Genomic DNA, 12,954 nt, shown 5'->3' on the forward strand with positions numbered 1-12,954 from the left:
CGCACCATCCGCCGTTGCGAAGGGGGTCGCCAGCGTGATGGTTTTTCGCTTATGCTGGCGCGATGCTGACGATGATCCTTCCGGCGCTCGCGCTTGCGGCCCAGGCCGCCCCGGTCCCGCCCCAGACGACGCAATTGCCGCCGCCGATTCCGCCCATCGCCGGCCCGGCCGCGCCGCTGGTCGAGGTCGATACGCGCCCCTTTGTCGCACTTACCACCGACCTCGGCACGATCGTCGTGCGGCTCGAGGACAAGCGCGCGCCGATCACCTCGGGCAATTTCCTGCGCTATGTCGACGGCAAGCGCATGGACGGTTTCAAATTCTATCGTGCGACGCGCAACTGGGGTCCGGCGAACCAACTGGTCCAGGCGGGCAACCGCGGCGACCCGCGCACCAACTTCGCGCCGATCGCGCACGAACCGACGACGACGACCGGACTCACCAATTGCAAGGGCGCGCTGTCGATGGCGCGGCTCTACCCCGGCGACGCGACCAGCGACTTCTTCCTGTTGCTCGGCGACATCAAGGGTTTCGACGCCGATGCGCCCGGCGGCGACGGCGCGGGCTTCGCGGTGTTCGGCGAAGTCGTCGCGGGCGCCGATGTCGCGGAGAAGATTTTTGCCGCGCCGGTCTCGCCGACTGCGGGCGAAGGGGTGATGCAGGGCCAGATGCTCGACCCGATGGTGACGATCAAGACCGCACGCCGCGTTCCGGCGCCCGCGAACGCGCCGGCGGGTTGCGTGGTCAAAGCGCCGTAATTCCGCGCCGACACCCCCATCATTTATTTTGCGTTCATCCGCGCTGTGGCTATACCGCGCCCATGACTCAGCGTCCCACCCTGCGCGCCTCGACGCGCCTGCTCGCCGCCGCCCTTGTGATCACCCCCCTGCTGGCCGCTTGTGCCGGGGGCAGCGGCGTCAAAAAGGACACGCGTTATGTCGCGCGCGACGTCAACACGCTGTACCGCGCGGCGCAGGACCGGCTCGACCGGAACCAATATGGCCTCGCCGCCGCGCTGTTCGACGAGGTCGAGCGCCAGCATCCCTATTCGCCCTGGGCGCGCCGCGCACAGCTGATGAGCTCGTTCAGCTATTATATGGACCGCGAATATGCGCCGGCGATCGAGGCGTCGCAGCGGTTCCTGTCGATCCACCCGGGCAACAAGGACGCCCCCTATGCCTATTATCTGATCGGCCTCAGCTATTATGAGCAGATCAGCGACGTCACCCGCGACCAGAAAATCACCCAGCAGGCGCTCGCCGCCTTGGGCGAAGTGATCCGCCGCTATCCCGACAGCCGCTACGCCGCCGACGCGCGGCTCAAGGTCGATCTGGTGCAGGACCATCTCGCGGGCAAGGAAATGGAAATCGGCCGGTTCTACCAGCGCAGCTCGAACTGGCTCGCCGCGTCGATCCGCTTCCGCGAAGTGACCGAGAAGTTTCAGTCGACGAGCCACACCCCCGAGGCGCTCTATCGCCTGACCGAATGCTATCTCGCATTGGGCGTGCCGTCGGAAGCCAAGAAGTCGGCCGCGGTGCTCGGCGCCAACTACCCGGGAAGCAAATGGTATGAGCGCGCGTATCAGCTGATGCAAAAGAATGCGCCTTCCGCGTAACGCGCGGGGCGTGGATTCGCTTTTTGTTCTGATGTAAGGGCGGGTCATGCTGACGGCCCTGTCCATCGCCAATATCGTCCTGATCGAACGGCTCGACCTCGATTTCGCGGCCGGGCTCGGCGTGCTCACCGGCGAGACCGGGGCGGGCAAGTCGATCCTGCTCGACGCGCTCGGACTCGCGCTCGGCGCGCGCGCCGACAGCGCGCTGGTCCGCCAGGGCAGCGACAAGGCGCAGGTGACCGCGAGTTTCGCGGCCCCCGCACCCGACACGCCGCTCGCCGCGCTGTTCGCCGCAAACGACATCGGGATCGAACCCGGCGAACCCTTGCTCGTCCGCCGTACGCTGCGCGCCGATGGCGGCAGCCGCGCCTTTCTCAACGACCAGCCCTGCTCGGCGGCGCTGCTGCGCGAAGTCGGGGCGCATCTGGTCGAAATCCACGGCCAGCACGACGATCGCGGCCTGCTGGCGCCGGCGGGGCACCGCGCGCTGCTCGATACCTATGGTCGCTGCGACAGCGCGGCGGTCGCTGCGGCGCATGGCGAATGGCGCAGCGCCGAAATGCGTCTCGCCGCCGCCCGCGCGTCGCTCGACGAGGCCGAGCGCGATCGCGACTGGCTGACCCACTGCGTCGCCGAACTCGCGACCCTCGCGCCGCAACCGGGCGAAGAAGCCGAACTCGCCGAAGCGCGCAGCGCGATGCAGAAGGGCGAGCGGATCGCCGGCGATATGGGCGCGATCATGGCGGCGTTCGAGGGCAGCGATAGCGGCCCCGCGCAATTGCGCGCCGCGGCGCGTCGGCTCGACCGGCTCGCGGGTGACCATCCGCTGCTCGCCGAGGCGCTCGCCGGCCTCGACCGCGCGATCATCGAGGCCGACGAGGCCGAGCAGCGGCTGAACGAGGCGGCGCGCGCGCTCGAATATGACCCGGCCCGGCTCGAAGAGACCGAAACGCGGTTGTTCGAACTGCGCGCGATGGCGCGCAAACATCATGTCCAGCCCGACGAACTGGCCACCCTCGCGGGCGACCTCGCAGCACGGCTCGACGCGATCGAGGGCGGCAGCGAGGGCCTCGCGAGGCTCGAGGCCGAGGTTGCGGCGAAAGCCGCGGCCTACACCCATGCCGCGACCGCGCTGTCCGACGCGCGCAGCAAGGCGGCGGCGCGGCTCGACAAGGCGGTCGCGGGCGAACTGGTGCCGCTCAAGCTCGATGCCGCGCGCTTCCAGACGCTGGTCGAGCGCCTGCCCGCCGAACGCTGGGGCGCGGAGGGCATGGACCGCGTGGAGTTCCTGATCTCGACCAACCCCGGCGCACCCTTCGCGCCCTTGATCAAGATCGCGAGCGGCGGCGAACTCTCGCGCTTCATCCTCGCGCTCAAGGTCGCGCTGGCGGAGGAAGGCGGCGCCGACACGATCATCTTCGACGAAATCGACCGCGGCGTCGGCGGCGCGGTGGCAAGCGCGATCGGCGAGCGGCTGGCAAGGCTAGCGGGTGCCGGCAAGCAACTGCTCGCGGTCACGCACTCGCCGCAGGTCGCGGCCAAGGGCGCGGCGCATTTCCTGATCGCGAAATCGAGCGAGGGTACGGTGACGCGCACCGGCGTCCGCGCGCTCGACGAAGCGGCGCGGCGCGAGGAAATCGCACGGATGCTGTCGGGGGCGGAAGTGACTGACGAAGCGCGGGCGCAGGCCGAGCGGTTGCTGGAGGCGGTGTAATGGCTGTGCGAGCACTGACACGCGCGCAGTTCGACGCCTGTTTTGAAGAGCCGATGCGCCTGCTCGACGATGCTACTCATTTGCCGGAAATCGACCACTACATCGACGAAGTGATTGCCGCCGAAACGTTGCTCGAACGCGTTGGCAACATCCATTCGATTTATCGCGACGCCTCGGGTCGCGTGGACCAAGTGTTGATCGAGACCGAACAGAATGATCGCTATCTGGTATTATTGGTAGACGTTTCCCGCTCCGCTCTTTTTGGGCATTTCCTGCTCGACCTGAGCGAAGAATATGGAATCGATCGATGACCGAACCCACCACCACCCTCTGGCGTCCCGTTGGCCCCAAGGAACTCGCGCTGATCCGCGACAGCGGCATGCGCGCCTTTCCGGCGCGACTGCCCGAACAGCCGATCTTCTATCCGGTGACCACCGAGGATTATGCGATCAAGATCGCGCGCGACTGGAACGTCCGGGCGAGCGGCAGCGGTTATGTGACGCGGTTCGAGGTGCTCAAATCCTATCTCGACCAATATCGGGTTGAGGAAGCCGGTGGCCGCGCACACCGCGAATATTGGATTCCCGCCGAGGATCTGGACAATTTCAATGCGGCGATCGTCGGCGAGATCGTCGTCACGCGCGAATATTATCCCGACGAGAGCGAATGACGGTGCACCCCCTCGACCGCCCCGTCTGGAGCATGCTCACCGGCCGCCAGGCGCATCTGGCCGAGGGCGACCCCGGTTCGGCGGTGCGCATCGACCGGGGCTATGGCGTGTTCGGCATCGCCGCCGACACTGGTCCCGCCGCGCAGGCGGCGCTCGCCGCGCACTGTCCCGTCGGCGAGGAATTGTGGATTGTCGATGGCGAGCCTTGGCCGCTGCCCCCCGGCACGCGCGAAGTGAAGCGCGCCGTGCTGACGCAGATGGTCGCCGAGGGTCCACCGCTCGCCCGGCGCGAAAACGAACCGTCGATCATCGCGCTCGGCGACGCCGACGCCGCCGAAATGGCGGTGCTCGCCGATCATGCCAAGCCCGGGCCATGGGGGCCGAAGACGCATCTCTATGGCCCCTTCTTCGGCGTGCGCGAGAATGGCCGCCTGCTCGCGATGGCGGGCCAGCGCATCCTCTTGCCCGGCATGGCGGAGGTCAGCGGCGTGTCGACGTGGGAGGATTGCCGTGGCCGCGGGCTGGCGCGTGCGCTGATTGGCCATGTCATGCGCGCGATGGTCGCGCGCGGCGAGACGCCCTTCCTCCACAGCTATGCCGACAATGCGGGCGCGATCGCGCTCTATGAATCGCTGGGGTTTCGCATCCGCCGCGAAATCCATGTGCTGGCGATCGCGCGGTGAACCGGCGCCAGCATCTGATCGCGCTCGCCGCCGCCGCGGCGGCGCTGTTGCCGATCGCGAAGCTGCGCGCTCTGGAGGCCATGATGGAAGAAGCCGACCCGCAATATGGCCTGATCGGCCAGATGATCGCGCAGCCCGGCCAGCGCGCGGCGCTGGTCGCGATCCTGTCCGAGGGGACCGGTGCGATGCCGGGCAACATCGCCTATCTGGTCGGCGAGGACAGCGCCAACCCCGACGCGATCTGGATCGTCGAATTGTGGGACAGCCGGGAGGCACACGCGGCGTCGCTGCAGCTTCCCGCGGTGCAGGCGGCGATCAAAAAGGGCCGTCCGCTAATCGCGGGTTTCGGCCAGCGGATCGAGTTCAAACCTGTCGCGACCGCGCGGCCCTGACGCTGCCGCGCCGCGCGGGCGCGAAGCGGCTTGCCGATTTGGGCGGCGCTGCTATCCGATCCTGTATTGGGGAAGGGGATCTATCATGCTGAATCGCTTTTTGTCTGGGCGCGCCAAACTCTTGTCGGCGTTCGCGGCGCTGATGCTGCTCATCGCGCCGACGGCGGCGCAGGCGGCGAAATGGTTTGTCGACAATACGCTCGGCGATGTGAAGGCCGAGGATAAAAAGACCCCCGCGACGCCGAAGCCGGTCCAGCTGATCTTCGAGTTTCAGCGCAACGGCGAGCCCAATCCGCGCGCAACCAAAGAGGTCAAGCCGTGGATCATCGAGTCGTTGAAGGGCACCGGGGCGTTCAGCGAGGTCGCCGAGGTGCCGGTCGCCGGCGGCGCGGTGCTCAGCATCACCTTCAACAACATTGTGCCGCAGAAGGAACTCGACAAGGCGAAGAAGGACGCCTTCGGCGCCGGGCTCGGTTTCGGGCTGTTCGGCGGGGTCGTCGCGACCGACCGGTACGACGTGACCTTCGAATATCTTCCCGGCGAGGGCGCATCATCGATCAAGACGCTGGTCCAGCACGCGCTGCACATGAAATATGGCAAGAAAGACGTCGAGATTCCGGGGACGCAGGTCAAGAATGTCACCGAGGCGGTGAAGACCGTCGTCCGCCAGGCGACCGACCATGGCGTCAACAACCTCGTGTCCGACCCGGCGTTTCCGCAATAGCCATGCCGAGGGGATCGGTCCGGACACTCGGGGTCGCCGCGCTCCTGCTGGTGCTCGCGGGCTGCGTCCATGCGCGGATCGATGAAACGGCGCCGTCGATCGAAACGCTGAAGATATTGCGTGCGGCGAACGTGCCGCCGATGGCCGTGGGGGCCTTCGTCGATGCCGGCGGCGCCGCGCCGGTCGCGCGTACCGTCGTCATCCGCGGCTCGACGATGAGCCCGCCGAAAGGGGCGAGTTTCGCCGAATTTCTGGGACTGAGTTTCGAAAACGAGCTCAGGACGGCGAACCGTTTCGATCCCGGCGCTCCGGTTGCGATTGCCGGTCGCCTCATCGAAAGCCGCGCCGGCGAAACGCGCGCCGCGCTGGGCGTGCGGATTTCGGTGATACGCGAGGGGACCGAGCGCTTTGCGAAGGATTATCGCGTCGAGACGACATGGAAGGGCGATTTTATCGGCGCCCTCGCTATACCCGAGGCTTTCCGCCAGTATAATGCGCTCTACCCGCTGCTTGTGCGGCAGGTGTTTTCCGACCCTGCCTTTGTGGAAGCCCTGAAATCGCCGTGACCACCGAAGCCGACGCCGCCAACGAACTGATGCGCCTCGCGAAAACGATCGCCTATCATGGCAAACGTTATCATGCCGACGACGCGCCCGAGATTTCGGACGCCGACTATGACGCGCTCGTCCGCCGCAACACCGAACTCGAAGCTGCCTTCCCGCATCTGGTCCGCGCCGACAGCCCGAACAACCAGGTCGGCGCCGCGGTCGAGGCGTCGCCGCTCGCCAAGGTCACCCATGCCCAGCGCATGATGAGCCTCGACAATGCGTTCAGCGGCGAGGATGTCGCCGAGTTCACGGCGCGGGTGCGGCGCTTCCTCAACCTCGGCGAAGGCGAGGCGATCGCGCTGACCGCTGAGGACAAGATCGATGGCCTGTCCTGTTCGCTGCGCTACGAACAGGGCGAGCTGGTGCAGGCGGCAACGCGCGGCGATGGCCGCGTCGGCGAGGATGTTACGCCCAATGTGGCTACGATCGGAGATATCCCGCAGCAACTGAACGGCGAGGTCCCCGACGTCTTCGAGATCCGCGGCGAGGTCTATATGGCCAAGACCGACTTTGCCGCGCTCAACGCGCGGCTGATGGAGGAAGGCCACGCGCTCGCCGCGCAGCGCGAGGTCGCGTTCGACCCCGCCACCGTCCGTCAGTTCGCCAACCCGCGCAACGCCGCCGCGGGATCGCTGCGCCAGAAGGATGCGAGCGTCACCGCCTCGCGCCCGCTGCGCTTCCTCGCGCACGGCTGGGGCGAGGTCAGTGCCGTGCCCGCCGCCACGCAATTCGACATGATGCGGCTCATCGAAAGCTGGGGTGTCCCGGTGTCGCCCTTGTTGAAACGCTTCGACGGCGTCGAGGGCGTGCTTGCCCACTATCGCGACATCGAACGCCAGCGCGCCGAGCTGCCCTATGATATCGACGGCGTCGTCTACAAGGTCGACCGGCTCGACTGGCAGGGCCGCCTCGGGTTCGTCGCGAAGGCGCCGCGCTGGGCCATCGCGCATAAATTCCCCGCCGAACGCGCACAGACGACGCTCGAAGCCATCGACATCCAGGTCGGACGCACCGGCAAGCTCACCCCGGTCGGGCGGCTGGTGCCGGTCACCGTCGGCGGTGTCGTCGTGTCGAACGTCACCCTCCACAACCGCGACGAGATCGGCCGATTGGGCGTGCGCCCCGGCGATCGCGTCGTCATCCAGCGCGCCGGCGACGTCATCCCGCAGGTCGTCGAAAATCTGACCCGCGACGAAGAGTGCGCCGCGTATATCTTCCCCGACCATTGCCCGGTCTGCGGCAGCGAAGCGGTCGCCGAGGAGGGCGAGGTCGATGTGCGCTGCACTGGCGGCCTCATCTGCAACGCGCAGAAGTTCGAGCGCCTGCGCCATTTCGTCAGCCGCGGCGCGCTCGATATCGAGGGACTGGGCGAGAAGAGCATCCAGGAATTTCTCGACCTTGGCTGGCTCGACAAGGGGCCGGCGGATATCTTCCGGTTGAAAAACCATCGCGCCGAATTGCTCACCCGCGAGGGGTGGAAGGAAAAGTCGGTCGACAATCTTTTTGCCGCGATCGAGGCGAAGCGGCAGCCCGACGCGGCGCGATTGCTCTTCGGCCTCGGTATCCGCCATGTCGGCGCGGTGACCGCGCGCGACCTGCTCAAGGGTCTCGGCGACATCGCGCGCCTGCCCGAAAAGGCCGCCGAATTGCACGGCTGGCTCGACGCGAACCCGCAGGGCGAGGGTGAATCCGACGGCAAATATGGCACCCGCAAGCTCGAGGCGATCAAGGCGATCCTCGAGGTGCGCGCCGACGGCATCGGCCCCGCGGTCGCGGAAGCGCTCGGCGATTTTTTCCACGAACCGCACAACCGCGACTTGTGGAACGACCTCCTCGGCGAGGTCTCGCCCCCGCCCTACATCGTCGAGACGCGCGAGAGCGAGGTGTCGGGCATGACAATCGTCTTCACCGGCAAGCTGGAGACGATGAGCCGCGACGAAGCGAAGGCGCAGGCCGAAGCGCTCGGCGCCAAGGCGGCAGGCAGCGTCAGCGCCAAGACCGACCTCGTCGTCGCAGGCCCCGGCGCGGGATCGAAACTCAAGCAGGCGGCGGCGCTCGGCATCCGCGTGATCGACGAGGCCGACTGGGCGACGATCGTCGCGGCGGCGGGTTGAGCGACATTTCCACCCTCGTCACCCCGGACTTGATCCGGGGCCTGTCTGTCTTGAAGAAAAAGGCGGGTCCCGGGTCAAGCCCGGGATGACGAAGATTAGGGCGATATCAACCGGTGCGCGGCATCACAGACGGCGCGGCCCAAATGCCGTGAGGGGGAAACATGGCCAAACGTGATTATCTGAACGCCCTGATGCGCGATCTCGAATCGCATACCGAGGTGCGGCGCTTCGGCAGCGGCTGGCTGTCGGGCTTTTTCGCGCTGCTGTTCGCGGTCGTCGGATTCGGCTTGGTGATCGCGCTGCGTTTTCCCGACTGGTTCGCCACCCCCGAACTCGCGATCGTCAAAAATTGGGGCGGGTTTCGCGGGGTCGTCCACCTGATCCTGCTTGCGAGCTACGGCCTCGCGCTGCTCAGCCTGTTGCTCCGTCCGCGCAAGGTGCTCGGCGCCACCGCGTTGATGATCGCGCTCGCCGCCGCGCTGATCGGCGGCGCCAATGTCCAGCCCGCCGAGACCCGCGACTGGGGGATTTTCTTCGGGCTCGACTTCTTCGTCGTCAACCTGCTGATCACCGGCTTCATGTTCGCGCCGCTCGAACGCGCCTTCCCGCATCGCCGCGCGCAACGCCTGTTCCGCACCGAATGGCGCGAGGATCTTTTCTATTATCTGGTCAGCACGATGTTCGTGCAGGTCCTGGGCTTCCTCGCGCTCGCGCCGCAGCAGTTCGTCAACGAGCATACGAACAGCTGGGACGCCTTCCGCGCCGGGGTCGCGTCGCTGCCGTGGATCGTGCAATTCGTCATCGTGCTGATCGCGTCGGATGTGGTGCAATATTTCTTCCACCGCACCTTCCACCGCTACCCCTTCCTCTGGGGCTTCCACGCCGTCCACCACAGCGCGAAATCGATGGACTGGCTCGCGGGGTCGCGGATGCATTTCATCGAAATCATCCTGCTGCGCGCGATCACCTCGCTGCCTTTGTTCACCCTCGGTTTCTCGCCGTCGGTGATGCAGGCCTATATCGGCTTCGTTTATGTCTGGTCGTCGCTGCTCCACGCCAATGTCGGCGGCAATTTCAACCGGATCGGTCATTGGATCGCGACCCCGCGCTTCCACCACTGGCACCATGGGCTCGAACGTGAGGCGTTCGACGTCAATTTCGCTATCCATTTCCCGTGGATCGACAAGCTCTTCGGCACCTTCCATCTGCCCAAGGACCGCTGGCCCGAAAATTACGGCATCCCCGAGGATGTGCCGCGCAGCTACTGGGGCCAGCTGCTCTATCCGTGGACGCGCACGGGCAAGAAGACCGACGAGACGCCGGCCGAATAGCGGCTTGCCAGCACCACAGACGCGACATAGGAGCGACCGCGTGGGCCTCCTCGCCGCCTTTCGCCGTCCGGGCATCCTTCTCCTGCTGCCGCTGCTGCTCGCGCTCGCCGCGCGCATCATCGTCGCGCCGGGCTGGATGATCGAGACCGACGCGTCGGGGACGATCACCGTGCGCGTCTGTTCGGACCCGGCCAATCCGGGCGCGACGATGACGATCCCGATCGAGAAAATCGCCGGCCACGACGGCGAGCCGCAGCAGCATTGCCCATGGGGGGCGCTCGCGGTGGCACCGATCGTCCCCGCCGAACCCGCGCTGCCGACCGCGCCGGTCGCAGTCGAGCCGTCGCCCGTCGCGATCCCGTCGCTCGGCTTTGCCCCCGGCATCGCCTCGCCGCTGCCGCCGAGCACCGGACCACCCGCCTTCGCCTGATCCAGCCTGAATTGCCGTCCGCGCATCCCGCGCGGCGCGGCGCGTGCCTGTATCCCAAGCGAAGGAAATTTCATGAACAGCCGTACCCATCGGGCGGCGCCGTTGCTGGCGCTCGTCCTCTCGCTCGTCCCCGCCGCCAGCCATGCCGAAGAGGCGGGCGAAGACCAGACGATCATCGTCACAGCACCCGAACTGACCGACGATGCCGAAGCACGCGCCGCGCGCACCCCCGGCGGCGTCGACGTCGTCACGCATCGGGACTATGCGGACAAATCGATCATGTCGCTGCGCGACACGCTCGCCTTCTCGCCGGGCGTCTATCTCCAGCCGCGTTACGGGCAGGAGGTACGGATTTCGATCCGCGGCTCGGGGCTGTCGCGCGGCTTCCACATGCGCGGGCTGACGCTGCTGCAGGACGGGGTGCCGATCAACCTCGCCGACGACAATGGCGATTTCCAGGAACTCGAACCGATCTTCTTCGACCATCTCGAGGTCTATCGCGGCGCCAACGCGCTGCGCTTCGGCTCGGGCACGCTCGGCGGCGCGGTCAATGGCGTGACCCCGACCGGGCGCACCGCCGAAGGGATTTACCTGCGCGGCGATGTCGGCAGCTTCGACAGCGTGCGCGGCCTTGTCTCGGCGGGCGTCGCCAGCGAGCGCGTTGACGCATGGGGCGCGATCAGCGCCGACACCTCGGATGGCGACCGCGACCATGCAAAGCGGCGCAGCCTGCGCTTTCAGGGCAATGTCGGGTTGAAACTGAGCGGCGTCGTGAGCACGCGCTTCTATGCCAGCATCAACAATATCAACCAGCAACTTCCCGGCGCGCTGACGAAGGCCGAGGCGCTGACCACCCCGGGCAAGGCGAATGCGGGCGCCGTCGCGGGCGATCAGGGCCGCGATATCGACTCGCTGCGGCTTCAGAACCGTACCAGCCTCGATTTCGGCGCGGTGAAGCTCGACGTCGGCGGCTTCGTCAACGCCAAGTCGCTGCATCACCCGATCTTCCAGCTCATCGACCAGAAATCGACCGATATCGGCGGCTTTGCGCGGCTCGACTATGCGACGGGGCCGGTCGAGCTCACCCTCGGCGGCGAAATCCGGCGCGGCCGCACCGATGCCCGCCAGTTCGTCAACAATAGCGGCCGGCGCGGTGCGCTGACCTTCGACGCCGACCAGAAGGCACAGACCGCAACCCTCTATGGCGAGGTACGCGTGCGGCCGGTGGAGACGCTGACGCTTGTCGCGGGCGGCGTCTATGCCGACGGCTGGCGCGCGCGGCGGGTCGATTTTTCCGCGACCTCCGCGACTGACGGGCGGATCGACTTCGATGCCTTCTCGCCGAAACTCGGTCTGCTCTTCGAACCCGCCGACCACATCCAGCTCTTCGCCAACTACAGCCGCTCGGCCGAATTCCCGGGCTTCGGCGAGGTTTTCCAGACGGTCGGATCCCCGCCGACAAGCGCCGTCGTGCCCGACATCCGCCCGCAACGCGCCTGGACCGCGGAAGTCGGCACGCGCGGCACGATCGGTTTCGCGGCGTGGGACATCGCCGCCTACCGCGCGACGCTGACGGGCGAAATGCTGCAGTTCGCGACCGGCAGCGATATCCCCGCCGCGACCTTCAACGCCGGCCGCACGCTGCATCAGGGGATCGAGGCGTCGCTCGACCTCAACCCCGCACCATGGCTGCGGCTGCGGCAAATATACAATTACAGCGATTTCCGTTTTCTGGGCGACGTCCAGTTCGGGAACAATCGCCTGCCGGTGGTGCCGAACCATGTCTATCGCGCCGAACTGCGGATCGGCACCGATGCGCTGCACATCGCGCCGAACCTCGAATGGGTCCCCGACGGCCCCTTCGCCGATTACCGCAATCTGGTGCGCACCCCCGGCTATGCGCTGCTCGGCATCACCGGCGGGGCGCGGGTGGCCGAGGGGATCGATGCCTTCGTCGATGTCCGCAACATCACGGGTAAAAAGGCGATCGGCGACATCAGCGCGGCGATCGCGGTGACGCCCACATCGGCGATCTATTACCCCGTCGAACGCCGCGCGATTGCGGCGGGTTTGCGCGCGCGCTTCTGACCCGGAAAGCGGCCCGGCGTCGCCTTGCCGGCGCCGGGCCGTGCGCGTCTTAGCTTTGGTGCCGACGCGCGCGCTCGGCGTCGGTCATGCGTCGGCCGTTTCGGTTTCGGCGCGATGGATTTCGATCAGCGCGGCGAGGGTACGGCGCGTCCGCGCGATATCCTCGTCGCCGACCTTGGCGGCGAGCGCTTGATCGACCGCCGCGCGTGCCGCTGTCTGGACCTCGGCCGCCGCCTGCCCGCGCGCGGTGAGGGTGACCATCAGCTGGCGCCGGTCGGCCGCGTCGGGCGTGCGGGCCAGATATCCGCGCATCACCAGCGTATCGATCAATTGCCCCATCCCCTGTTTGGTCACGCGCATTTCGCGTGCCAGCTGGCCGATCGGGACGGCCTGGGCGCCAAGCGCGAGCCCGCCGATGATATAGAGGCCGTTGCCCGGAATATCGTCATAGCCCTGGGCATCGAGCGCCTTGCGCATCGCGGCGCCATAGGTGGTGCGGGCGTGCCGGAGCAGCGCGGGCAGGGCGATCCGGTCGAACCATTTTTCCGTTTGTTCCATGTCGAGATTCTAGCGCGCCCCCCCCCC

14 protein-coding genes are annotated in these 12,954 nt (G+C 67.0%); 13 read left to right on the forward strand and 1 reads right to left on the reverse strand.

What is annotated here, in order from left to right:
• Positions 1-62: 62 nt before the first annotated feature.
• The 13 genes from ASD67_RS08060 (at position 63) to ASD67_RS08120 (ending at position 12,369) form a co-directional block, all read left to right on the forward strand.
• Complete coding sequence (locus ASD67_RS08060) at positions 63-758, forward strand: peptidylprolyl isomerase (RefSeq protein WP_056345769.1); 696 nt, start codon at positions 63-65, stop codon at positions 756-758.
• 62 nt (positions 759-820) lie between these two features.
• The gene (locus ASD67_RS08065) at positions 821-1,615 is read left to right on the forward strand and encodes an outer membrane protein assembly factor BamD (protein WP_056345771.1); all 795 of its coding nucleotides are present in this window, start codon (positions 821-823) and stop codon (positions 1,613-1,615) included.
• Between the two features lie 46 nt (positions 1,616-1,661).
• The gene (gene recN / locus ASD67_RS08070) at positions 1,662-3,329 is read left to right on the forward strand and encodes a DNA repair protein RecN (protein WP_056345772.1); all 1,668 of its coding nucleotides are present in this window, start codon (positions 1,662-1,664) and stop codon (positions 3,327-3,329) included.
• Positions 3,329-3,640: a hypothetical protein gene (locus tag ASD67_RS08075; protein WP_056345774.1), complete on the forward strand. Its 312-nt coding sequence runs from the start codon at positions 3,329-3,331 to the stop codon at positions 3,638-3,640. The genes recN and ASD67_RS08075 overlap by 1 nt, the downstream gene beginning before the upstream one ends.
• Positions 3,637-3,999: a hypothetical protein gene (locus ASD67_RS08080; RefSeq protein ID WP_056345777.1), complete on the forward strand. Its 363-nt coding sequence runs from the start codon at positions 3,637-3,639 to the stop codon at positions 3,997-3,999. Before ASD67_RS08075 ends, ASD67_RS08080 begins: the two co-directional genes overlap by 4 nt.
• Positions 3,996-4,682: a GNAT family N-acetyltransferase gene (locus ASD67_RS08085; RefSeq protein ID WP_082544909.1), complete on the forward strand. Its 687-nt coding sequence runs from the start codon at positions 3,996-3,998 to the stop codon at positions 4,680-4,682. The genes ASD67_RS08080 and ASD67_RS08085 overlap by 4 nt, the downstream gene beginning before the upstream one ends.
• The gene (locus ASD67_RS08090; protein WP_056345779.1) at positions 4,679-5,074 is read left to right on the forward strand and encodes a putative quinol monooxygenase; all 396 of its coding nucleotides are present in this window, start codon (positions 4,679-4,681) and stop codon (positions 5,072-5,074) included. Before ASD67_RS08085 ends, ASD67_RS08090 begins: the two co-directional genes overlap by 4 nt.
• 85 nt (positions 5,075-5,159) lie before the next feature.
• Positions 5,160-5,798: a hypothetical protein gene (locus ASD67_RS08095; RefSeq protein ID WP_056345781.1), complete on the forward strand. Its 639-nt coding sequence runs from the start codon at positions 5,160-5,162 to the stop codon at positions 5,796-5,798.
• A gap of 2 nt (positions 5,799-5,800) precedes the next feature.
• Positions 5,801-6,364, forward strand: coding sequence for a hypothetical protein (locus ASD67_RS08100; protein ID WP_056345783.1), 564 nt, complete (start codon positions 5,801-5,803; stop codon positions 6,362-6,364).
• Between the two features lie 29 nt (positions 6,365-6,393).
• Positions 6,394-8,520, forward strand: coding sequence for an NAD-dependent DNA ligase LigA (gene ligA, locus ASD67_RS08105; RefSeq protein ID WP_056347180.1), 2,127 nt, complete (start codon positions 6,394-6,396; stop codon positions 8,518-8,520).
• Positions 8,521-8,681: 161 nt separating this feature from the next.
• Positions 8,682-9,851, forward strand: coding sequence for a sterol desaturase family protein (locus tag ASD67_RS08110; protein ID WP_056345784.1), 1,170 nt, complete (start codon positions 8,682-8,684; stop codon positions 9,849-9,851).
• Positions 9,852-9,891: 40 nt separating this feature from the next.
• Positions 9,892-10,281 (forward strand): hypothetical protein, encoded by a 390-nt coding sequence (locus tag ASD67_RS08115; protein WP_056345786.1) that lies wholly within the window; start codon positions 9,892-9,894, stop codon positions 10,279-10,281.
• Positions 10,282-10,353: 72 nt separating this feature from the next.
• The gene (locus ASD67_RS08120) at positions 10,354-12,369 is read left to right on the forward strand and encodes a TonB-dependent receptor family protein (RefSeq protein ID WP_056345788.1); all 2,016 of its coding nucleotides are present in this window, start codon (positions 10,354-10,356) and stop codon (positions 12,367-12,369) included.
• Between the two features lie 84 nt (positions 12,370-12,453).
• Here ASD67_RS08120 and ASD67_RS08125 read toward each other — a convergent pair whose 3' ends face one another.
• The gene (locus ASD67_RS08125) at positions 12,454-12,927 is read right to left on the reverse strand and encodes a MarR family winged helix-turn-helix transcriptional regulator (protein WP_056345790.1); all 474 of its coding nucleotides are present in this window, start codon (positions 12,925-12,927) and stop codon (positions 12,454-12,456) included.
• Between the last annotated feature and the right edge of the window lie 27 nt (positions 12,928-12,954).

Origin of the sequence: Sphingopyxis sp. Root1497, from assembly GCF_001427085.1 — a bacterium.
Classification (GTDB): domain Bacteria; phylum Pseudomonadota; class Alphaproteobacteria; order Sphingomonadales; family Sphingomonadaceae; genus Sphingopyxis.